Raw genomic sequence first — 21,392 nt, 5'->3', positions numbered from 1 at the left:
CGCCGTTCCGCCGCGCGAAAACCCGGAACCGGAGCCCCGCGCGGACCGTCACACCACGCGGCGCGCCACACGGCCCACGGGCGCGCGACGGAAGGGACCGAGGATGAGCAACAGTTGGACCGACTACTCACAGAACCGGAAGATCCGGGAGCTGGAGGAGAGTCTGGGCTCCACGCACGCCCGGATGGCGAGCGAGCGCAGCAGGATGCGCTCGGAGCTGTCGCACATCCGCGGCACGCTCGAACAGCGGCTCGACCGGGTCTCCGCGACCCTCGACGCGTTCATCGAGCTCAGCGACGTCCGCGCCACCCTGTCGATGTTCGACGACGCCGCCATCGCCCGCCACCGCACCCTCCAGATGCTGGACGGGGCGTCCCTCTCCCGGCTCGACCTCACCGACGTCCCCGGGTACTGGCTCGTCCCGGCCGCCCGCGGCCTGCACGCGCTGCTCTCCGACGACGTGGGGACCGCGCGCGCCCGCTTCGACGAGGCCGCCCGGCGCGACGCCTCCCGCGCACGCCACTTCGCGGCCCTGGCCGCCGCCCTCACCCGCGCCGAGCACGCGCGCACCATGGGCGAGGGCGTCACCGCCGACCTCCTCCCCCACCTGCCCGACCCCGACGAGGTGGTGACCCGGGGCCAGCGCGCCCTGTGGCTGCTGACCGCCGACGGGGCCTTCGGGGACGACGCGCGCGACCACCTGATCCTGTCCACCATCCGGAACTGGTCGAACCGGGAGGTGACCGTGCCGCCCGTCCGCGCCCTGGCCGCCGCCGCACCCCGGTCCGCGCCCTCCGTCCGGCCCGCCCGGCGCGGCCGGACCGGCGGGGGCGGGACGGACGCCGGCCGCTCCGCCGGGCACGAGGGGATCGCCAAGCGCGACGCGGCCCTGCGCGAGCTCACCGGTCTGAGGGAGGCCGTCGCCCGCATCACCGCGCTCGGCGGCGAGGAGACGTCCACGGAGGCGCTCGCCCCCGACGAGGCCAGCGCGGAGTTCCTCTCCGAGTCACTGCGCACGCTGGTCGAGGAGGGCAGTGCCGAGGAGGCGCCGCTGATCTCCCGGGCCAACACGCTGCGCGCGGTCATCGAGAGCAGTGGCCGCCAGGGCGCCCTGCCGCTGTGGACCGACGAGGTCGGTACGGTCACCGCCCTGCTGGGTGAGGACCTGACCCGCCAGGACGCCCCGCCCCACCGCCGGACCTTCGCCCTGGTCCTCCAGCGCTCCGCGGTCGTGGACAGTGCCGAGAGCCTGCTCCGCGCGGCGACCGAGCCCGTCGAGGACTCCTCGCGGGTCGTCGTGCAGGGCAAGCAGGTGACGATCACCTCCACCGGGCCCGACCCCCGGGAACTGGCACGCGCCGAGGCCGGGCTCGGCGCCCGCCACGCGTACGAGGGCAACGCGCGCGTGTACGCGTGGGGGTTCCTGGCCCTGGCCGGGATCCTGGCGCTCCTGGGGCTGGTCTCCTCCAGCGGGTTCTGGCTCCTGCTGTGCGCGGCCTCCGCCGTGGGCTCCGGATCGGCCTTCTGGGTCGACCACCGGGAGCGTGCCGCGGCCCGGGAAGCGGGCGAGGCCCAGGTCGGCCGGTTCTCCAGGAGCGTGGCGGAGGCCGCGGAACAGTGGCGGGACAAGCTGCTCGCCTCCGAGCAGGGCACCGAACAGGCCCGAGGTGAGGCGGAGGAGATCCGCCGCCTCCTGAACCCCTGAGGACACGCGACATGGGACTCTTCTCCAAGCGGGCGAAGCTCCTCAGTGACCCCCGAGGGGTCTTCCAGGGGCCGCTGGCACACGCCTTCGCCTCCGGGGCCCACATGCCCACGGCGGCGGGCGGGGTGTGGAACGCCGTGCACTCGGCGTGCGCCTGCTGCGACGCCGACGACGACCGGGCCAAGCTCCGGGACTCCTGGGGCATCACCGACACCGCCGGGTGGGAGGGCGCGCTGCGCCGCCTGACCGACGACCGCGGGCGCGACTCCTCGGTGACGGTCCTGCTGGACCTGCGCAACCAGGCCGTGGCCCGCGCGCCCGGGCACCCCTTCGACGCGGGCCTGTGGCCGGACCTGATCGCCCACTGGTGCCGGGTGCGCGGCGCCGGCGCCCGGGTCTACGAGGAGATGGTCCTCGAAGCCGCCCGCATCTGGGAGTACGAGGAGCGCATGGCCTCGGACGGCGTCCTGCCCCGGGGTGTACCGGTGCGGACCGTGCGCGCCTACGACTTCGGCCGGGCGGTCAACCTCGCCCGGTGGGGGGTCAACGCCGGGTACGCCGACGAGCGGGCCGCGCACGGGTACATCGTCCGGGCGGGCGCGCAGTCCATGCGCCACCACGGCTCGTGGGAGGAGATGTCCGCGGGTTTCGTGCTGGGGCGGGCGATGGCCTTCGACGAGGGCTCGTTCGGTCCCTACTACAAGGACTCGGCGGCGGCGCACCGGGTCCTGGTCAGTGACCCGGCGAGTCCGTGGCTGAACCTCCCCTGGCGGATGTGACGGGGGCGGCCGTGCGCGGGCCGGAACGGCGGGCCGCCGTCCCGGGCACCACGGGGACGGGTCCGGCCACGAGGAGCCGCATCTCCAGCGGCAGGTCGAGGATCTCGCGCGTGGTGAGCCCGGCCGAGCGCAGCAGCTCCTCGTAGCCGCGCTCGGTCCGCTCGGCTCCGGTGGTCATCACCATCATGTGGACGTCGAGCACCAGGGAGAGCCAGGGCCCGTCCCGGTCGGGCAGGATGCGTTCGGCGACGAGCACCCGGCCGTCGGGGGCCATGGACTCGCGGCAGAGGCGGAGCAGCCGCCGCGCGTCGCCGTCGGACCAGTTGTGCAGCACCCGGCTGAGCAGGTAGACGTCGGCGCCGCCCGGCACCTCCCGCAGGAAGTCGCCCTCGACCAGCTCGCACCGTCCGGCGTCCACGAACGCGCCGAGGCGCTCGCGTGCGGCGGCGAGCGCGGGCGGGCGCTCCACCAGCACGCCGTGCGCGTCGGGGGCGCCCGCCAGGACGGTGGCGAGGAGTTCGCCGTCCCCTCCCCCGAGGTCGACCACTGTGCGGGCCCCGCCGAAGTCGTACACGTCGGGAACGGCGGTGGAGAACCGGCCGCCCGCCGCCATGCCGGCGGTGTAGAGCGCCGCCTCGTCGGGGTGCTGCTCCAGGTAGGGGAAGACACCGGTCCCGTGGGCCTGCTCGAACGCGGTCCGCCCGGTGCGGACGGTGTCGGCCAGGTGCCCCCACGCGTGCCCGAACATGTCGGTGTCGTAGAGCAGGGCGAGGTCGGCCATGCCGGAGGGGTGGCCGCGGCGCAGGTGGGAGCCGACGTCGGTGGGCTCGTGGAGGCCGTCTCGCTCGCGGACCACGCCCGCGGCCGCGAGCAGTCTCAGCAGCCGGCCCAGCCGCTCCGGGTGCAGGCCGAGCTTGTCGGCCAGGGCCGCGGTGTCGGCCGGGCCCTCGCCGAGGCGGTCCAGTACCCCCAGCCCGACAGCGGTGGCGACGGCCCTGGCCACCCACGCCCCCGTCATCAGCCGGATCACCTCGCGTTCGGCGGATTCCCCGTCGTGCACCGCGATTCCTCCTCACAGCCAGCCGTTGCGTCGGAACACAACGTAGAGGGTGAGGCTGGAGAGCGCCATCAGAACCAGTGCCACCGGCCAGCTGAACGTCCACTCGTAACCGGGCCGGGGTGCGATGTTCATGCCGTACGCGGAGGCGATGAGGGTGGGCACCACCAGGATGCCGCCCCAGGACGAGACCTTCTTCATGGCCTCGTTCTGGGCCTGGTCGATGAGGGCGCTGTTGACGGTCATGATGTTCTGGAGGATCTGGCGGAAGCCCTCGACGTGGTCGCGCACGGCGGTGACGTGGTCGGTGACGTCGCGGAGGAGGTTGTGCAGGATCCGGTTCTCGACGGGGGCCCGGGGCGGGCCCGGTTCGGTTCCCCCGGGGCGTTCCAGGAGCGTCATGAGGTCGGTCAGGGCGACGTCGAGCGGGTCGACCGCGCGGTGCAGCACGATGACCTGGCGGGCGAGCCGGTAGGTGCGGCGCGACGCCTTCGGGTCGCTGTCCAGGACCTCGGTCTCGACCTCGTCGATGTCGTCCTGGAGGTCGAAGACGACGGGTGCGTAGGCGTCCACGACCCGGTCCAGGACCGCCAGGACGACCGCGAGGGGCCCGTGGGCGAGGACGCGCGGCTCCGCCTCCAGGTGGTCGCGGACGGCCTCCACGTCGACCTGGCCCGTGTGGCGGATGGTGATGACGAAGCCCTCTCCGGCGAAGAGGTGGAGTTCGCCGACCTGGACGGTCTCCCGGTTTTGGTCGTAGCCGACCGGACGCAGCACGACGAACAGGACGTCGCCGTAGGTCTCGACCTTGGGTCGCTGGTGGGCGGCGATGGCGTCCTCCAGGGCGAGCCTGGGCAGGGCGAAGTGCCGGGCGACGTCGGTGAGCTGCTCCTGGTCGGGCGCGGTCATGCTGATCCAGGCCATGAGGCCGCTGTCGGCGGTGGCCGCACGGCGGGCCTCCTCGGCGGTGTCGGCCTCGCGCTCCCGGCGCCCGTCGCGGTAGAGGACGGCGCGCACGGTCCCGGGGGCGGCCTGGGCGGGCAGCAGGGCGGCCTCGTGGCCCAGGGCCATCACGCGTTCGGGTGAGGAGTCGGGCACGGGTCTGCCTCCCGTTCGGTGGGTACTGTGCCCGATCCTGACCGGGGGGAGGGGGCGGGGGCGCGCCGACACGCCACGCTCCGGGCGGACCGGGCGCGTTCAGGCGTCCAGGCCGGAGGCGCGGACGGTGATGTTGAGCCGCCCGGTGAGGCCGAGGGCCGGCGGGGCGGTCCCCGGGCGGGTGCGCGGGACGCCGTGGTAGGCCATCCGGGAGGGGCCGCCGAAGACGAACAGGTCGCCGCTGCGCAGTTCGACGTCGGTGTGGGGGCGGGTGCGGGTCTCGGTGTTGCCGAAGCGGAAGACGCAGGTGTCGCCGAGGCTGAGGGAGACCACCGGTTCGCGGGAGAGTTCGTCCCGGTCCTGGTGCATGCCCATCCGGGCCTCGGCGTCGTAGAAGTTGACCAGGGCCACGTCGTAGGGGTCGGCCCCGGGCCCGGGCGGGGCGCCGTAGGCCGACTCGACGGCGCGGGAGGCCAGGTCGGCGAGGACGGCGGGGAAGGGCTGGACCGGCGTGCCGTCGGGGAGGGTGCGGGAGTAGGAGTAGGGCTGCCAGTGCCAGCCGAGTCCGACCATGCTGACGCTCATCACGCCGCCGCGGGGCATCGTGTGCCGGCGCATCCCGGCGGGTCCGCGCGCCCAGTCGCGGCAGCGCCGGACCAGGTCGGCCTGCTCGTCACCGTCCAGCCATCCGGGCAGGTGCACGGCGCCGGGGGCCACCTCCACCGGCGGGGACCCGAACAACGCGTCGCTCATGCCCCCATCGTCCCCGTCCGGACGGCCGGTGCCAAGCGGGGCCGCCGGGTCGTGGGGGCGCCGTCCCGCCCCCGCGCCGGGGCGCTGGGGCGGGGCGGGCCCGGTCAGCGGCGCAGGAGTTCGCGGATGTTGACCACGAGGAGGAGCACCACGATGACCGCGATGGGGACGGTGAGCGCGATCCGCCAGTCGGCGATGAACGCGGCCACGATCCCGACCGCGAGTCCGATGATGACCGCCGCGACCGCCAGGCCGGTGAGGTACTGGACGAACTTGCGGCGGGCGACGGAGTCGATGGCGGCGAAGGCCACGACGACGCCGAGCATCGCGTACAGGGTGAACTGCCCGTCCAGCAGGAACATGGGCAGGGCAAGCGACACCAGCAGGAGCGGGGTGCTCAGTGCCACCCACAGGTGCAGGAAGCGGGTGGCGCGCTGCTTGCCGGAGGAGTACGGCAGGTGCGGCGCCTTGAGGTGCCCGGTCGGTGTGGGCACCAGGGGCGTCTCGGAGGCCAGCGCCCTCAGGTGGGTGTCGCGTTCGTCCGCGGTCAGCACGCGCTTCTCGTAGACGTCGGCCAGCTCCTTCTCCAAGGACTCGATCTGCTCGGCGTACTCCTTGGCGCCCGGCCGTGAGTGGGCCTCGCGGGAGAGGGCCATGCGGGCGGAGTCGAGCTGGCGCAGCTGGTGGCGGCGGCGCAGGACGTCGGCGTCCATCTCGCGGAGGCGTTCGTCGAGGACGCCGACGTGGGAGCGGAGTTCGGCGCGGGCCGCGGCCTCGGTGGGGGCCACCTTCTGGAGGCCGACCCAGGCCAGGGGGTCGGCCCACGAGCGGCGGATGGTGCCGTCGCGCTCGTAGCGCGGGCCGCTGGGCGCGCGTTCGCCGTCGAAGAAGTCGCCGGTGTCGCGCCCCCACAGTCCGCGGAAGCCCTTGAGCCAGGGGGTCTCGTCGTCGATCAGGACGACGTACCACTCGCGGTCGCCGCCCGGGCCGAGGCGTTGGCCGTCGCCGCGCGCGTAGTCGACGAAGGGGACGCCGATGCCGTGGCGGTTGATGGCCCTGTCCGCGCGGAAGACGCGTTGTGTGAGCCACTGCCAGGCGAGGATGGGGCCGCGCAGGAAGGACGGGTCGACCTGGATGAGGTAGTCGCCGGGGAGCATCTGGTGGGAGTGGGAGCCCGCACCGACGTAGACCATCGGGTGCTCGCCGTCCCTGTGCAGGTCGGGGTCGTCCCAGCTGCGTCGCAGGTCGTCGCCGTGGTACTCGTGGGAGGAGGCCCCGATCCAGGCGGGGCGGGTGGTGCCGTCCGGGTTCTCCACGGCGTAGACGGTGACGCGTTCCCAGTCGGCCTCGTGGTCGTTGACGCCGCCGTAGATGGTCCGCCAGTCGTTCATCGCGTAGAAGAACCAGTACTGGAGGATGATGTAGCCGCCCTCGCGGGTCACCCGGCCGTAGTAGGTGGCGCTGCCGTTGTCGACGCGCTCCCGGTACCGGGTCACCGCCGCGAAGGTGACGCCGCCGGGGACGGCGCCCCGGATGAGCAGGGAGAGCTTCATCAGGATGTCGAGGACACGGCCGAGGACGCCGACGGCGGCGAGGCGGCCGCTCTTGGGGATGACCGAGCGGGCGATGCCCTTGTACCGGCGTGCCTCCTCGCGCAGGGTCTCCTCCTGGACGAAGCGGAGGTGCTTGTGGCGTTCGGGCCACTCCTCCTCGGCCTGTGAGAGGCGGTCGAGGGTGAGCTCCCCTGCGGGGACCAGGACGCGTTCGCGTCCGCCGGGCTCCTCGATCCACAGGCTGCAATTGCGTACGTAGGCGTCCACGTCGGTGGGGAAGAAGAGTTCCCCCTTCGTGCACATGAGCACGGGTTCGTGGGCGCGCAGGAGTTCGAGATCAGATTTCGCGGCCATGATCGCACCAAGCTAATGCATTCGGACTGTCCGATTCACGGTACGAAGTCCCAGCTCAGCGCCGGTTCCCGCACGCAATGTGACGGTATCCGCTGCTCAGGAGCCCTGTGGTGGTGCGATGGCTGCTGGTTTCCGCCCGAAACGGACCACTTTCCCACCTTGGAAGTGGTACGGATCACAGGCCGCAAGCGGGGAGAAAACCCCTGGAACCACGCGTATCCAGAGCACCCGCGCCCGGGGCGGGGGCGGTTCAGGCCGCTCTGGCGGCCTCCCCCGCCCCCACCGGTTCCTCCACCGACGTCCCGGTGCCGACCCCGGCAGGGCCCGCGGCAACGGCCTCCTCCGCACGGCGCCGGAGCACGGACACCGGGTCGGGCGCGGCGGGCCGGTCGCGCCGGTCCCCCCGCGCCGCACCCACGCCGGCGACCACCACCAGTGCCATGCCCACGACCTGGACGGACACGGGCGCCTGGCCGATGACGACCAGGCCCATCACCAGGCTGACCGCGGGCTCCAGGCTGGAGAAGGTGCTGTAGGCGGTCCGGCCCATCCGCTGGAGCGCGACCATCTCCAGCAGGAACGGCACCATCGGGAAGAGCAGCGCGATCACCAGTGTGAACAGGATCAGGTCGATGTCCGGGGCGGCGAACGCGGCGGGCGCCCCGAAGGGCGCGCTGACCAGCGAGCCCACGGTCATGGTCAGTGCCAGGCCGTGGACGGCGCCGAAACCGGCGCCGACCCTCTGGGTCAGCACGATGTAGACCACCACGCAGACCGCACCGGCGAGGGCGAAGCCGACCCCGGTCAGGTCGAGGTTCCCCTGCCAGGGCCGGGTCAGGCACATGACCCCGACCACGGCCGCGGCGATCCACACGAGTTCGCGCCGGCGGCGCATGGCGGCCACGGCCACCACCAGGGTGCCCAGGAACTCGATGGAGGTGGCGGCGCCGAGCTCGATCCGCGCCGTCGCCTCGGAGTAGAACAGCATCATCCCCGCGCTCGCAGTGCCCAGGATCACCACGGCCCCCAGTTCGCGCCGCGTCGAGGCGCGCACGGCCCGCCACAGGGAGCGACCGCCGAGGGCCAGCAGCAGGACCGCGGCCCACGTCAGCCTGAGCCAGGTGACGGTGGCGGGGCTCGCGTGGGCGAACGCGGTGACGGCCAGGGCGCTACCGGTGTGCAGGGTGAACATGCCGATGAGCAGCATGATGGGCGCCGGGACCTGGAAGCGGGCACGGCGAAGCGGGGACACGAATGAGGGGATCACCCGACCATTGGAGCCGAGAGGTCCGTTTCTGTCCACGGACCAGTGGTTGATGAACCATGTAGTTTCGGTGGATGGATTTCACCCGGTTGCGCCTGCTCGTCGAACTGGAACGCCTGGGCACCATGGCCGCAGTGTCCGAGGTCACAGGGATGAGTACCTCCGCGGTCTCCAAACACTTCGCCGTTTTGGAGAAGGAGGCCGGTGTCCCCCTCCTCGCCCCCGACGGGCGCCGCGTGCGCCTCACACCGGCGGGGCTGCGCCTCTCGGAGCACGCCGTGGACATCCTGGCGCGGGTCGAGGCGGCACGGGCCGAGTTCGAGGGCGAGGGCGAGCCCGTCGGCCGCGTCGAGCTGGTGATGTACACGAGCGCGGCACCGGTGGTGCTCCCCGCCCTGCGCGCTCTGCGGCGCGACCACCCGGGCATCGAGGTCCACCTGACCGAGTACGAGTCGGAGCAGGCCCTGACCCTCCTCCAGGCCGGGGGCGCCGATCTGGGCGTGGTCTACCAGTACAGCCTTCTCCCCCGGGATTTTCCGGGAACCCTGACGGTGCGCCCGATCGGCCGCGAGGACCTGCTGCTGTCCCAGCCCTCCGAGGGCGCGGACAGCCGCACCCTGACCCGTCGGCGCCTGCGGGAGCTGTCCGGGGCCGCGTGGATCGCCAGCCCCTACCGGGGGGACGAGGAGGCACTGGTGCAGCGGATGTGCGCCGACGCCGGTTTCACGCCGCGGATCGCGCACCGCGTCGACACCCTGGAGCTGTTCGAGGAGCTGGTCGCGGCGGGGGTGGGCATCGGCGTGGTCCCGCGTCTGGCGGCGGTGACCCGCCGCGGGGTGGCGCACGCCCCCCTCGGCGAGCTGGGCGGGGTCAGGGAGGTCTTCCTGGCCGGGCGCACCGGCGGGTGGGCGTGGCGCCCGATCCAGCTGGTGGCGCGCTACCTGCACCAGGCGGCCGGGGAGGTCCTGGACGAGGTCCCGCCCCTGCCCGACTCCCCCTGAGCGCGCGGTCCCCCTCAGCCGGCGATGGCGAAGGGGCCCACCGACGGCACCGGGACCTTGCTGGCGGCCTCGCGGACGGCGGTGAGCAGGGGTTCGGGGGTGGAACCGGCCCGGGACAGGGCGACGATGTGCCTGCGCGCGGTCTCGCGCACGCCCCGCACCACGATCTGCGGCGCGTGCAGCCCCGTCCAGGCCAGGCGCGGCATCAGGGCGATGCCCAGACCTGCCTGCACCAGTGAGAACACGGCGCTGAAGTCGTTCACGGTGTGGACCACGCGCGGCTGGAAGCCCGCCTGGTTGGCCGCGCCGGACACGCACTCGTGCCAGGCGGTGCCGGGTGCGGACATGATCCAGTCCTGGTCGGAGAGGTCCTCGGCCAGGTGGAGGCTGGTGCGGGTGGCCAGCGGGTGCTGGTACGGCAGGATCGCGTCGAGCAGTTCCACCATGACGGGGTCGACCCGGAAGTCGGGGTCGCCCGCGGCGGGCAGGTGCCGGGTGGACATCGTCAGGGCCACGTCCAGGCGCCCGGAGCGCACCATCTCGGCACTCTCCTCGGGTTCGGCCTGGACGACCTCGAACGACCAGCCCGGGTGGCTGGTGCGCAGGCGCGCGAGGGCCGGGGCCACGAGGTCGCTGATGCCCGTGGAGAAGGAGCCGACGCGGATGACGCCGCGGTCGCCCCCGGTGTACTCGGCGAGGTCGGCTGTGGCCCGCTCCATCTCCGCGAAGATGACGTGCGCGCGCTGGAGGAGCACCCGCGCGGCGCCGGTGAGCAGGAAGCGGCGGCCCTGGCGTTCGACGAGGGGGACCCCGGCCTCCCGGGCCAGCACGGCGAGCTGTTGGGAGACCGCCGACGGGGTGACGTTGAGCGCCTCCGCCGTCGCCGCCACCGTGCGGTGGTGTTCGAGTGCTTGGAGGAGCTGCAACCGCCGAACATCGATCATGTGCTCCAAGGTAGGGCAGTACGCACAGGTTTCCGGGTGGTTTCCATCCTGTTGCACCAGCTCGGGTGGTGATTCCGTGCACACCGTCCAGGCCCCCTCCCTTGCCCGTGAACCCCACATCTCCAGAGGAAAGAATCGCACTAATTCTTACCTTGCGATCTCATGCACCTCTTTCCTTGTGTCACGTCTGTTCCGGTCGACACCGGAACGTACAGTCGGAGTCACAGCTCAACCACGGGCCCCTCTCTTGGGGCCCGGGGAATCAGCACCCAATGCTGGTGGGAACGGGTGAGAAGAACATGCAAAATTCGCTTATGACCAAACCTCGTCCGACTGACGTCGGCGTTCTCAGCTTCCGCTACCTGGGAGCACACGAGGTGGAGGAACTAGCGGACCTGTGGGGCGCCCTCCACCAGCAGCACACCCTGAGCTCCTCGCACCTGTCGGACATCATCAGCGCCACGAGCCCGGACGAGTCCTGGCGGCGGCGCCGGGCCCAGTACCTCGCCTGGCTGTCGGACCCCGACACCATGGCGATCCTGGCCGAGAGCGGCGACGACCTGGCCGGGTACGCGATGGTGACGATCCGCGAGAACGCCCAGGGCAGCTGGGACCGGGGGACGCGGATCGCGGTCGTGCAGACCTTCGCGGTCGACCCCGAGTACGACGCCGGCGGCACCGGTTCGAAGCTGCTGGAGGAGGTGCGCCGCCAGCTCGCCTCCATGGGCATCCGCGACATCGAGTTCTCCGCGCTGGCCACCGCTTCCGAGGACATCACCTTCCTGGAGCGGGAGGGCTTCCGACCCTTCGTGACCACCATGGTCTGCCGCGTGGACGGCTTCGGCGCCCACGACTGAGCCACTCCCCGGTGTGCTCCGCCGGCGCCTCCGGAGCGTCCGCCCCACGGCGCGGACCCCCGGCCCACGCCCCGGAGGCCACCGCGCGTCACGCCCCGCACCGACCCTGTCCGGTGCGGGGCGAGACGCCTTTCCCGCCGGGCCCGCGCGGACCCGGCGGGAGTGCGACACGCCCCGGCGGCGGGCGGGGGCGAACCGCTACGCTCACCCCGTGGCCTCCTCCGACTCCAGCACCTGCAACTTCCCCGGCTGCGACCGGCCGGTACCCCGCGCGTCCTCTCCCGGGCGCCCTCCCCAGTACTGCGGTCTACCGGAACACACCCGGTGGCGCGCCTGGAAGGAGCGCCAGCGCCAGGCGCAGGAATCCGAGCGCCAGGAGGAGGAGACCCGGGCCGCCCAGGAACCCGCTCCCGGTGCCTCCCCCGCTGTCGGCGCCGAGCCCGTCACCGCCGCGCGCCTGCGCGCGGACGACCTGCTCACACGGTTCGCCGTGCAGAGCGAGCAGCTGACCGCCACCCTGAGGTCCGCGACCGAGGCCTTCTCGACCATGACCGACCCGGCCGCCGCCGAGGCACAGGTCGAGGCGGCCCGCCTGGCGGGGGCACGGCACGCCGCGGAGGCCGACGGAGCCCGGCTGGAGGCGGAGAACCGCCGCCGCGAGGCCGAGACCGCGCGCCGGGTGGCGGAGGAGGCGGCCTCCTCGGCCGTGGCCGCCACGCAGGAGGCCGAACGGATGGCCGAGGAGGCCCTGGCCGCCCGGGACTGCGCCGAGGAGGAGCGCGACCGACAGGAGGCCGTGGCGCGCGCGGCCGTGGTCGAGCGCGACGCCGCCGTCTCCGAGGCCAACGCCGGCCTGGCCTCCGCCGAGCGCCGGATCGCCGAGCTCACCGCCCGGGCCGGGGAGGAACTCGACCGCGAGCGCGCCGACGCGGCCCGGCGCGTCCAGCACGCCAGGGCGGAGGCGGAGGGGTTGCGCGCGGAGGCCGCGGAGCACGCCCGCCGCCGGGACGAGGCCGTCCTCGCGGCGGAGAGCGCCCTGGCCCGTGCGGAGCGCGCGGAGGCGCAGGCGCAGCGGTCGGCCGAGGACCTGGCCGGTGAGCGGGAGCGGTTCGGCGCCGAGCTGGCCCGCGCCCAGGAACGCCTGGAGTCCGACCGCGTGGCCGCCGCCGCCGACCGGGAGCGCCTCACCGCCGAACTCGACCGGTCGACGGCCGGCCGCGACCGGCTCGCCGCGGAGCTCGACGCCCAGCGCCGCAACGCCGAGCTGACCCTCGCGGAGTCCAGGGAGGCCGCCGCCGCCCGCCTGTCCTTGGCGGAGGAGGCCCGGGACAGGGCCGTCGAGCGGGCCGAACGGGCCGAGGCCGAACGTGACGAGGCTCTCGGCTCGGCCGCGACTGCGGTACAAGATTCGTCCAAGTAGTCACCTAAGCACCGGTTCATCCCGGTCTAGGATGGAAATCGTGCGAGATCTGGGAACCACAGGAGACACAGGGCCGATGGACCTGGACGGTTCCCGCGGCTCCGGGGACGGCACCGACGCGGGCTCGCACCCGGGGCCCCGGCGGGCCCAGGTCGGTGAGCGCCCCCGCCCCCGCGTGGACCTCAAGGCCGTCTTCGGTCTGGAGGCCGGAGCGTGGGCGTGGACCACCGCCGCGCAGGCCACCATCGCGATGACCGTGTCGTTCGCCCTGGCCGCGCTCGTCTTCGGGCCGCAGATCGGCACCCTGGCCGCCCTGGGGTCCATGACCGTCCTGTACGAGAAGAAGACCCCCTACGCCTACCGCTCCGCGGCCCTGGCCCTGGTGGGCCTGGGCTTCGTCGCGGCCGTCGCGGCCAACTCCCTGGCTGCCTCCCTCTCCCCGTGGGCGGCGGTGGCCTCCATCGGGCTGACCGCGGGGGTCGCCACCTGGGTCTGCGCGGCTTGGCGGGTCGACAAGCCGGGACCGATGTTCTTCGTCCTGGTCGCCACCATCTCCACCATCGCCCCCGGCACGCTGGCCGACGTGCCCCTGCACGCGCTGGTCGCGGCCGTGGGCGCGGCGGTGGGGTGGGCCGTGTCCATGTCGGGGGCCCCGCTGCGCGCCCGCCACCCCGAGTACCAGGCGGTGGCCGCGGCGTTTCGCGCGCTGGCCGCACTCCTGCGGTCCGTGGGGACCCCGGACCTGGACCACGCCCAGCACAAGGCCTCGACGACCCTCGCGGACGCCTGGCGGATCGTCCTGCTGGGCCAGACCCGCGGCTACCGCACCACGGCCGAGGCGGCCCGGCTCCGCGCCCTGCTGCGCTGGGTGTCCGACATCCACCTGGTCGCGACACAGGTGTGCATGGCGCGCCCCACGCCCCTGCCGGAGGAGGTCTCCGGGTACGCCGACGAGCTGGCTCTGGCGGTGGCCGACCCCGGAAGGGCCCCGGACCCCGACGCCCTGGACGAGCTGCGGCGGGGCATGCGTCCGCGTTCGCTGGAGGCCAGGCTGTACTCGCTGCTCTCCCGTGCCTCGCAGTCGGCGCGCCGCGCCGGCCAGGGCGAGGACGACGACGAGCGCACGGAGACCCTCCACGACGAGCGCTACCCCGCGCTCCTGGGGGCGCTGCGCTCCAGCCTGAGCGGGGACTCGCTGATCCGGCCGACCGCGCTGCGCATGTGGGTGACGGTGACCGCGGCGGGCGCGTTCGGCCTGTGGCTGGGACTGGACCACTACTACTGGGTGGCGCTGACCACGACGGCCGTCCTGCAGGCCGGAAACGTCGTGCTGACGATGAACCGCTCCCTGCAGCGTTCGCTGGGCACCCTGGTGGGCGTGGTGGCCGGGGTGGGGCTGCTGATGGTCGACCTGCCGCTGGCCGTGGTCATCGTGCTCGCGGGGGTTCTGCAGGGCGCCACGCAGCTGGTGGTGGGGCGCAACTTCCTCTACGCCTCGGTGCTGCTGACCCCGATGGCGCTGCTGCTGTCCTACACGGCCTCGCCCTACCCCATCACCGAGCTCGCCGGGTCGAGGATCATCGACACCCTGGTGGGCTCCGCGTTCGGTATGGCGGGCTCCCTCCTCCTGTGGCGCAAGGCGTCGGCGACCCGGCTGCCGCAGGCCATCGCGGGCGTGCTCAGGACCACCCGCCAGTGCATGATCGCGGTGCTGGACCAGGAGGTCGAGATCGGCCCCGAGCGCCGCTACCGGCTGCGGCGCGACATGCGGGCGGCCCTGGTGAGCCTGCGCGGCGTGTACGAGAGCGCCATCGGCGACGTTCCGCGGGCGGCCTCCACCCGCCCGCTGTGGCCCGTGGTCGTGGCCACCCAGCGCATCGGCTACCTGGCGCTGGCCGCCCTGGCGCACGACCGCAAGCCCGAACCGGTGGGGGTCATCACCCTCCAGAGGGTCGACCTGGCGTTCGACGAGCTGATCTCGGCGATCGAGGAGCGCCGCACGCCGCGGCTGGGCGCGCTGCCCCGGCTCGCCGCCTATCCGCGGATCAACATGGAGCTGCGGGCCCTGTCCAACTCGATGACCAGCGCGGTCGCCCAGGACGAGCGCTCCGCGCAGCAGGAGGTCGAGCGGCGGGCCCAGCGGGAGCGGTACCGGGCCCAGAAGGACGTGGACGCCGACCTCTGACCCGTGGACCGGGGGCGGGCGGGCCCGCCCGCCCCCGGCCGGGCCGGGGGCGGGTGTCCGGCACAGGTCAGTCGGTGAGGGCGAAGGCCCGCACGGGGAAGGCCGCCATCCCGCGGACCTTGGCCGGCGCGGCGAAGAAGGTGAACCCCTCCTCGGGGAGCTGGTCGAGCAGGCACAGGTGCGAGACGACCGGGATTCCCGCGGCGAGCAGGACCGCCAGCGCGGGCCGCGCGCCCTCCGCGGAGGGCGAGGTGTCGTCGACGCCGATCGAGTCGGTACCCACCAGGACGGCCCCGCCCTCCACGAGGGCCTTGGCTGCCGTCTCGGTCAGGTGCGGGTGGTCGAGCCGGCCGTAGGCCTCGGTGCGCCAGTGCCTGTCCCACCCCGTGCGCAGCAGGACCGCGCGGCCGCGCAGGTCCAGGCCGCTGAAGGCCTCCGGTCCGATCTCGTGGGAGGACGTGGCGGTGACGACCGTCCCCGGCAGGTTGGCCACGCGGGCCAGGTCGAGGTCGGCGAGGTCGGCGCCGTCCCGGTAGCGGTGGGCGGGCATCTCGACGTAGGTGCCGGTGGCTCCCACCATCGTGACGCGGCCGCTGCTGTCCCCGTGTCCGGGGGTGGCCCCGGGCACGGCCGTTGCCTCCCGGACGACCGGTTCGGGGATACCCGGACAGGTGGTCATCCCGTCGGTGATCTGGTGGCTGACGTCGACCAGTTTCGGCATGGCAGTTCTTCCTCGCTTCACGAGCGCGTCCGGATGCTGGGCCCCCGACCTGCGCCAGAGGTCTAGACCATCAGCCTAGCGCGTGTGACCCACACCACGGCAGTGTCCGACCGAACAGGACCGGTCGCACCTCGGCCCCGCTCCGCGCTCCGGCGCCCCGCTAGGCTCGAAGGCGCGCGGACCACCGGGGACCCTCGGGACGTCCGTACACCCCACAGGCCGACTACCCACCGAGAAGAGGTGACCTCATGGTGTCACTGTACGCGGCCGCCAAGGCCGTCATCGCGCCGGCCTCCCGGGCGGTGTGGCCGCAGCGCGTGGAGGGGCTGTCCAACGTCCCCCGCCAGGGGCCGGTGATCCTGGCCTCCAACCACCTCGCGCTGATCGACCCGCTCTTCATCGGGGTGGCCTGCCCCCGGCCGGTCCGTTTCATCGCCAAGCAGGAGCTCTTCGACGAGGGCACCCTGCCCCGGCGCCTGTTCACCCGCGCCCTGCGCGCCATCGGCCAGCTGTCGGTGGACCGGCGCCCCGGCGAGAGCGCCCAGGAGGCCATGAACAACAGCCTGGCCGTCCTGGAGGGAGGAGAGGTCTTCGGCATCTTCCCCGAGGGGTCCCGCTCCCCGGACGGGCGCCTGTACAGGGGGCAGACCGGACTGGCCTGGCTGGCGTTGACCACGGGCGCACCGGTGGTGCCGGTCGCGCTGACCGGAACCGAGCGCATCCTGCCCCGGGGCCGTAGGCTGCCCTCCCTCAACCGCGTGGGGATGCGCTTCGGCGAGGCGGTGGACCTGTCGCCGTGGAAGGACCAGGCGCACAGGGCACGCCCCCGCCGGGAGGCGACGGACGCCATCATGGCCGCCATCGCCAAGCTCTCCGGGCAGGAACAGGTGCCCCGGTTCGCCGCCTCGGTCAAGGCCGAACTCGAACAAGGGTGACTTTCCCCACAGCAAACCGGGGGCTGATTCGCCCGTGACGGGGCGTTGACCCCTGGTTGAGGACCACGGAAGACATCCGTCGGGCGCCTCGGAGTCCGCCCCCACCTGGGGCCCGGCTCCGGGACTTCCAGCGCGCGCCTCCCCCGCCCCTGGAGGCGGGAGCGGAATTGTCTACCATTATAGTGGGTTTTCCCGGTGCCAACACCGGATAGATTAGGCAAGCCTTACCTCTTGATGGCGTCCGACCCTGGCGCAAAGACTTGGAGCTGTGCGATGACGCGACCACTGCGAGTGGGAATCGTGGGTGCGGGGCCTGCGGGGATCTACGCCGCGGACCTGCTCACCAAGGACGAGACCCTGTCCGCGTGCGGCACGTCCGTCAGCATCGACATCCTCGACAAGCTGCCCGCCCCCTACGGCCTGGTCCGCTACGGCGTCGCACCGGACCACCCCCGGATCAAGCAGATCCAGGGGGCCCTCCACAAGATCCTCGACAAGCCGCAGGTCACCTTCTACGGCAACGTCGAGTACGGCGTGGACCTCAAGCTGGAGGACCTGCGCCGCCACTACGACGCGGTCGTCTTCTCCACCGGCAGCGACCGCGACCGGCCGCTCGACATCCCCGGCGTGGACCTGCCCGGCAGCCACGGCGCCGCCGACTTCGTCTTCTGGTACGACTCCCACCCCGACGTCTCGCCCTCCTGGCACGTCGAGGGCACCAGCGTCGCCGTGATCGGCGCGGGCAACGTGGCCGTCGACGTCGCGCGGATCCTGGCCAAGAGCGCGGACGACCTCCTCGACACCGACATCACCGACAACGTGTACGAGGGCCTGCGCGCCAAGCAGATCACCGACGTCCACGTGTTCGCCCGCCGCGGCATCGCCCAGTGCAAGGCCACGCCGATGGAGCTGCGCGAACTCGACAAGCAGCCCGGCGTCGAGGTCATCGTGTACCCCGAGGACTTCGACATGGACGAGGGCAGCCTCCGGTCCTGCGAGAACTCCAACCAGGTCAAGACCAACGTCAAGGTCCTCCAGAACTGGGCGATCCGCGACCCGCGCGGCGCCGAGCGCCGCCTGCACCTGCACTTCCTGCACAGCCCCGTGGAGATCCTCGGCGAGGGCCGGGTCACCGGTCTGCGCACCGAACGCATGGAGCTGACCGGTGACGGCAGCGTCCGGGGGACCGGCGAGCACGTCGACCACGAGGTGCAGGCCGTCTACCGCGCCATCGGCTACCTGGGCTCGCCCCTGGCCGACCTGCCCTTCGACGAGGAGCGCGGCGTGGTCCCCAACTCCGGCGGACGCGTCCTGGACCTGGACGAGAACCACATCGACGGCGTGTACGCCACCGGGTGGATCAAGCGCGGCCCCGTGGGCCTCATCGGCCACACCAAGGGGGACGCGCTGGAGACGATCACCCACCTGGTGGCCGACCGCGGGTCCTTCACCCCCGCCCCCGAGCCCGACCCGGTCGCCTTCCAGGCACTGCTGGAGGAGCGCGGTGTGCAGTACACCACCTGGGAGGGGTGGCAGCGGATCGAGGCCCGCGAGGAGGAGCTGGGGGCCGAACGCGGCCGCAAGCGCCTCAAGCTGCGCTCCCGTGAGGAACAGACCAGCATCGCACGCCAGGTCCAGTCGGGCGTGTGAGCTTCCCCGGCCGGTCCCGCGCCCCTCTGCGGGACCGGCTCATCCCCCTTTCCGCCGTGATCGGTTTCCCGTCGTGAGATTGCGCATGCCGATCACCGCCGGGTACCGGAACAACGGTGAGCGCGGATGGGTTAGAGTCACTGTTGGTCGGTGTGGTAGCAAGTGTCCCCCGGGCCTCAACTATTGCCTTCGCGGAATACCGCGTCCGGCCCCGCCCTCGGGCGGGTGACCGTACGGCCAGGAGCCCCGTTGTGCCCCGCGCCGAGAGGCGACCGCCATGCCGACCTTCATCCTCGTGCCCCGCTCCCACCGAGGTGGGAGCGGGGCATCGTGGTATCTCCAGGAAACGTAGCGAAGGACGGTCAGGCGTGGACGAACGGTCCCCCCGGCAGTCGGATTCCTCCGGGCCGCCCGAACAGTCGGACGAGACCCCGGTGCGCGATCCGCGCCCCGAGAACCCCTACCGCATCCCCCAGCGGCCCCCGGCGGAGACCCCGTCCGAGACCGGGGGGTTCGGTTACGAGCAGCCGCGTCCCACGGACCCGGTGCCCTCCGACCAACCCGGGACCGCTGCTCCGGTCGAGTCGTGGGACCCCCCGCCCGACCGGTACGGACGCGAGGCGGACGAGGCGGAGGCTGACTCCTTCGACCGGTCCGCGTCGGCCTGGGACAACCCCTACCGGGACCGGGAGGCCGACGGCCGGGACACCCCCGCGCACGAGGCCGCGCCCAGCGGGTGGGACTCCCCCCGGCACGGCGCCCACTCCACGGAGTCGTGGGACACCCCCGCCGCCGGGACCCCCTCCGCCGAGTCGTGGGACACCCCCGACGCGGACGCGCTCCCCCAGAACTCCTGGGACGCCCCCGCGAGCCCCGACCGGCCCGAGTCCTGGGAGACCCCGTACCCCGCCGCCCAGGGACCCTCGGGTGACTGGAACGCCTCCCGCGAACCCAGTGGCACCCACGCCGCGCACGACTCCTGGCAGGAGCCACAGCAGGCCCGGGAGGCCGTTTCCGGCCCGGGCGACAGCTGGGGCGGCGACCCGTACGGCAGGTCCGACGAGCAGGGGTGGCAGACCCACTCCGCAGGTCAGGGCCCCCCGGACGAGGGCCGGCCCGACGGCTGGGACGACGGCTGGGACGACGAGCCCTACCGGGGCCAGGCCGTCCACCACGGCGACACCCCCTACCCGGGGAGCGAAACGCTCCGCGAGGGCCCGGAGAACCGCGCCGCGGCGGCCCCCGCACCGGGCGAACCCGGCGCGCAGGGCTTCGAGTACCTGTACAACGGCGGTTCGGGGCCCGACGGCCCGGACGACCCGGACGGCCCCGACGACGCCTACGACCCCGGCCCCCCTCCGCCCCGCAAGTCGCGGCGGGGCCTGCTCATCGGTGTCATCTCCGCCGTGGTCGTGCTGGCGCTCGTCGGCGGCGGCGTCTCCTGGTACGTGCTGACCATGCCAGAACCGGAGGAGGCGACCGCCGAGTACCAGGCCTCGTGGGAGGCCCAGGACTACGAGCGCCTGGCCGCCGTCACCAGGGGCGGCGATGCCGCCGAGGTGCTCGGCGGCATCGATGCGGGCCTGGGCGTCGACGCCATCGAGGTCGAGGTCGGCGCGCCCACGACCGACGGCGGCACCGGCAGCGCGCCCTACGAGGTCACCATGTCGCTGACCAACGCCGAGGACTGGGGCTGGGAGGGCGAACTCCCCCTCCTGCGCGAGGACGGCGAGTGGTGGGTCGACTTCACGTCCGAGGTCGCCTACCCCGGGCTGGGCGAGGGCCAGGTCCTGGCCCGCACCGCCGTGTGGGGTGAGCGGGGCCAGATCCTCGCCGCCGACGGCACCGCCCTGGACGGGCCCGAGGTCTCCGGCTCGCTCCAGATGATCGCGGGTTCACTGGGCGAGGCCACCGAGGACGACATCGAACGCCTCGGCCCCGCCTACGACGTCGGCGACACCGTCGGCGTCGACGGCCTCCAGCGCACCTATGAGGAGCAGCTGGCCGGTGAGGCCGCGACGACCATCCTGATGGTCGACGCCGCCGAGGCCGAGGACTCCGCGTCCTTGGAGGCCACCGAGGAGAACACGGTGGCCACCCTGGACGGTTCCGACGGCGTGGACATCACCACCAGCATCGACATGGGGGTCCAGAACGCGGCGTCGAGCGCCATCATCGCCTCCGACGACCCCGCGGGCCTGGTCGCGGTCCGCCCCTCGACCGGGGAGGTCCTGGCCGCGGTCAACGTGCCCGGCGGGTTCAACCGCGCCTTCGAGGGCCAGTACCCGCCCGGTTCGTCGTTCAAGATCGTCAGCTACAGCGCCCTGCTGGACAACGGGATGGGCGTGGACGCCTCCATGGACTGTCCCGAGGAGTACGACCTGGGCGGGTGGCCGTTCCGCAACGCCGGAGGGGCCGAGTACGGCGCCCAGTCGGTCACCGAGGCGTTCGCGACCTCCTGCAACACCGCCCTGGTGGAGCGGGTGGGCGCGCAGCTCAGCGGCGAGACCCTCCAGGCCAGCGCCGAGCAGTTCGGCATGAACGCGCCCTTGGACATCGGCGTCCCCGCGTTCGAGCCGAGCTTCCCTGCGGTGGACAGCAGCACCATGCTGGGCGCGCAGAGCATCGGCCAGGGCCAGATCCTCACGTCGCCGCTGCACATGGCGACGGTGCCCGCCGCCGTCGCCGACGGTTCCTGGCGCCACCCGGTGCTGGTGACCGAGCCCGCCGCCACCGAGCTGCCCGAACCGCGGCCGATCGACCACGCGGAGGCGCTGCGGGGGATGATGCGCGCGGTCGTCACCGACGGCACGGCGAAGAGCGTCCCCTTCGAGGGCGAGGTGTTCGGCAAGACCGGTACGGCCGAGTACGGGACCGCCGAGGACGCCGACGAGGACGACGAACTGCCGAGCCACGCGTGGATGGTGGGATACAAGGGCGACGTGGCCTTCGCCGTGGTGGTCGACGGCGGTGGCGGCGGTTCGGCCGTGGCCGCGCCCCTGGCCGCCGCGTTCACCAACGCCCTCTGACGGGAACGGCGGGCGGCCCCATCCGGGTGGTGGGCGTCGGCCCTTCGTGGGAACGACGGCACGGACCGGCCCGATACGGGCCGGTCC

16 protein-coding genes are annotated in these 21,392 nt (G+C 73.2%); 9 read left to right on the top strand and 7 right to left on the bottom strand.

Annotated elements, in window-relative coordinates; genetic code table 11:
• The first annotated feature begins 103 nt into the window (after window positions 1–103).
• Together ACFWTE_RS09645 and ACFWTE_RS09640 are read left to right on the top strand one after the other, a co-directional pair.
• Window positions 104–1,705, top strand: coding sequence for a hypothetical protein (locus ACFWTE_RS09645; RefSeq protein ID WP_378778887.1), 1,602 nt, complete (start codon window positions 104–106; stop codon window positions 1,703–1,705).
• A gap of 11 nt (window positions 1,706–1,716) precedes the next feature.
• Complete coding sequence (locus ACFWTE_RS09640; RefSeq protein WP_378778886.1) at window positions 1,717–2,484, top strand: DUF1266 domain-containing protein; 768 nt, start codon at window positions 1,717–1,719, stop codon at window positions 2,482–2,484.
• On the opposite strand, the gene ACFWTE_RS09635 is transcribed toward ACFWTE_RS09640, so the two are convergent.
• From ACFWTE_RS09635 to ACFWTE_RS09615, 5 genes are all read right to left on the bottom strand, one after another.
• A complete protein-coding gene (locus ACFWTE_RS09635; RefSeq protein WP_378778927.1) occupies window positions 2,438–3,502 on the bottom strand; it encodes a methyltransferase in 1,065 nt (354 codons plus the stop codon). The two genes, ACFWTE_RS09640 and ACFWTE_RS09635, sit on opposite strands and share 47 nt — an antisense overlap.
• Before the next feature lie 54 nt (window positions 3,503–3,556).
• Window positions 3,557–4,639: a magnesium and cobalt transport protein CorA gene (locus tag ACFWTE_RS09630; RefSeq protein WP_378778885.1), complete on the bottom strand. Its 1,083-nt coding sequence runs from the start codon at window positions 4,637–4,639 to the stop codon at window positions 3,557–3,559.
• 99 nt (window positions 4,640–4,738) lie between these two features.
• On the bottom strand, window positions 4,739–5,392 hold the full coding sequence (locus ACFWTE_RS09625; protein ID WP_378778884.1) for an alpha-ketoglutarate-dependent dioxygenase AlkB family protein: 654 nt from the start codon (window positions 5,390–5,392) through the stop codon (window positions 4,739–4,741).
• Between the two features lie 104 nt (window positions 5,393–5,496).
• Window positions 5,497–7,299, bottom strand: coding sequence for a hypothetical protein (locus ACFWTE_RS09620; RefSeq protein ID WP_378778883.1), 1,803 nt, complete (start codon window positions 7,297–7,299; stop codon window positions 5,497–5,499).
• Window positions 7,300–7,549: 250 nt separating this feature from the next.
• Window positions 7,550–8,566: a DMT family transporter gene (locus tag ACFWTE_RS09615; RefSeq protein ID WP_378778882.1), complete on the bottom strand. Its 1,017-nt coding sequence runs from the start codon at window positions 8,564–8,566 to the stop codon at window positions 7,550–7,552.
• A 71-nt stretch (window positions 8,567–8,637) separates the two neighbouring features.
• Here ACFWTE_RS09615 and ACFWTE_RS09610 point away from each other — a divergent pair, with 71 nt between their 5' ends.
• A complete protein-coding gene (locus ACFWTE_RS09610) occupies window positions 8,638–9,564 on the top strand; it encodes a LysR family transcriptional regulator (RefSeq protein ID WP_378778881.1) in 927 nt (308 codons plus the stop codon).
• Between the two features lie 14 nt (window positions 9,565–9,578).
• Here the strand turns inward: ACFWTE_RS09610 and ACFWTE_RS09605 are convergent, their stop codons facing one another.
• A complete protein-coding gene (locus ACFWTE_RS09605) occupies window positions 9,579–10,508 on the bottom strand; it encodes a LysR family transcriptional regulator (RefSeq protein ID WP_378778880.1) in 930 nt (309 codons plus the stop codon).
• A 314-nt stretch (window positions 10,509–10,822) separates the two neighbouring features.
• Here ACFWTE_RS09605 and ACFWTE_RS09600 point away from each other — a divergent pair, with 314 nt between their 5' ends.
• From ACFWTE_RS09600 to ACFWTE_RS09590, 3 genes are all read left to right on the top strand, one after another.
• Window positions 10,823–11,365, top strand: coding sequence for a GNAT family N-acetyltransferase (locus ACFWTE_RS09600; protein WP_378778879.1), 543 nt, complete (start codon window positions 10,823–10,825; stop codon window positions 11,363–11,365).
• A 211-nt stretch (window positions 11,366–11,576) separates the two neighbouring features.
• The gene (locus ACFWTE_RS09595; RefSeq protein WP_378778878.1) at window positions 11,577–12,785 is read left to right on the top strand and encodes a hypothetical protein; all 1,209 of its coding nucleotides are present in this window, start codon (window positions 11,577–11,579) and stop codon (window positions 12,783–12,785) included.
• Window positions 12,786–12,816: 31 nt separating this feature from the next.
• Window positions 12,817–14,970: an FUSC family protein gene (locus ACFWTE_RS09590; protein WP_378778877.1), complete on the top strand. Its 2,154-nt coding sequence runs from the start codon at window positions 12,817–12,819 to the stop codon at window positions 14,968–14,970.
• A 67-nt stretch (window positions 14,971–15,037) separates the two neighbouring features.
• Here ACFWTE_RS09590 and ACFWTE_RS09585 read toward each other — a convergent pair whose 3' ends face one another.
• The gene (locus ACFWTE_RS09585) at window positions 15,038–15,691 is read right to left on the bottom strand and encodes a cyclase family protein (RefSeq protein ID WP_378778876.1); all 654 of its coding nucleotides are present in this window, start codon (window positions 15,689–15,691) and stop codon (window positions 15,038–15,040) included.
• Between the two features lie 251 nt (window positions 15,692–15,942).
• On the opposite strand from ACFWTE_RS09585, the gene ACFWTE_RS09580 reads away from it, so the two are divergent.
• From ACFWTE_RS09580 to ACFWTE_RS09570, 3 genes are all read left to right on the top strand, one after another.
• Window positions 15,943–16,626, top strand: coding sequence for a lysophospholipid acyltransferase family protein (locus tag ACFWTE_RS09580; protein WP_378778926.1), 684 nt, complete (start codon window positions 15,943–15,945; stop codon window positions 16,624–16,626).
• 291 nt (window positions 16,627–16,917) lie between these two features.
• Complete coding sequence (locus ACFWTE_RS09575; RefSeq protein ID WP_378778925.1) at window positions 16,918–18,276, top strand: FAD-dependent oxidoreductase; 1,359 nt, start codon at window positions 16,918–16,920, stop codon at window positions 18,274–18,276.
• Window positions 18,277–18,644: 368 nt separating this feature from the next.
• A complete protein-coding gene (locus ACFWTE_RS09570; RefSeq protein ID WP_378778875.1) occupies window positions 18,645–21,305 on the top strand; it encodes a penicillin-binding transpeptidase domain-containing protein in 2,661 nt (886 codons plus the stop codon).
• Window positions 21,306–21,392: the final 87 nt, after the last annotated feature.

The sequence above is a fragment of the Nocardiopsis sp. NPDC058631 genome (genome assembly GCF_042716955.1).
In the GTDB taxonomy this organism is placed as follows: domain Bacteria; phylum Actinomycetota; class Actinomycetes; order Streptosporangiales; family Streptosporangiaceae; genus Nocardiopsis.
The sequence above is the reverse complement of the archived record's forward strand: the minus strand, read 5'-3'. Positions and strand labels throughout refer to the sequence as shown.